Origin of the sequence: Duganella rhizosphaerae, assembly GCF_040364205.1 — a bacterium.
Taxonomy (GTDB): Bacteria; Pseudomonadota; Gammaproteobacteria; order Burkholderiales; family Burkholderiaceae_D; genus Rugamonas; species Rugamonas rhizosphaerae.
This window is the reverse complement of the sequence record NZ_BPWK01000067.1, coordinates 1-809: the sequence shown is the minus strand read 5'-3', so window position 1 is coordinate 809 and position 809 is coordinate 1. Positions and strand designations below refer to the sequence as shown.

The 809-nt window shown below is 69.6% G+C and carries 1 protein-coding gene; it reads right to left on the bottom strand.

Translation table 11 applies throughout. From position 1 onward, the window contains the following. A partial coding sequence (locus RUGAMON1_RS32620) for an AMP-binding protein (protein WP_445234420.1) occupies window positions 1–809 on the bottom strand: 809 nt, incomplete at both ends.

The window sequence follows — 809 nt, the reverse complement described above, 5'->3', positions numbered from 1 at the left end:
TTGTCGCCCGGCTGGTCTTCGCGCGCCAGCACCACCGCCTCGCGCACCCCGGCGCAGGCCGACAATTTGGCCTCGATCTCGCCCAGTTCGATGCGGAAGCCGCGGATCTTCACCTGGAAGTCGTTGCGGCCCAGGTAGTCGATGCTGCCGTCGGCCAGGAAGCGACCCAGGTCGCCCGTCTTGTACATGCGCGCGCCCGCCTCGCCGGCGAACGGATCGGCCAGGAAGCGCTCGGCCGTCAGTTCCGGGCGGTTCAGGTAGCCGCGCGCCACGCCGGCGCCGCCCACATACAGCTCGCCCACCACGCCGATCGGCACCGGCTGCCGGTTCGCGTCCAGGATATAGGTGCGCAGGTCCGGAATACGGCGCCCGATCGGGCTGGCGCCGTGGCGCGCCGCGTCGGCCGGCTCCAGTGGACGATAGGTCACGTGCACCGTGGTCTCGGTGATGCCGTACATATTGATCAATTGCGTGGCGGCGTTGACCGGCCGCGCATACCACGGCGCCAGCAGGCTCGTCTCCAGCGCCTCGCCGCCGAACACCGTGTAGCGCAAGCTGTGCGCGGCTTCGTTCAAGCCCTGTGCCGCGATCAGCTGGCGGAACGCCGTCGGCGTCTGGTTCAGCACCGTCACGCCGCGCCGGCACAGCAGCTGGTAGAACTCGTCGGGCGCGCGCGCCACCGACAGCGGCACGATCACCAGCTGGCCGCCGTGCGCCAGCGCGCCCCACATTTCCCACACCGAGAAGTCGAAGGCGAACGAGTGGAACAGCGTCCACACATCGTCCGCGCCGAACGAGAACCAGGCGTC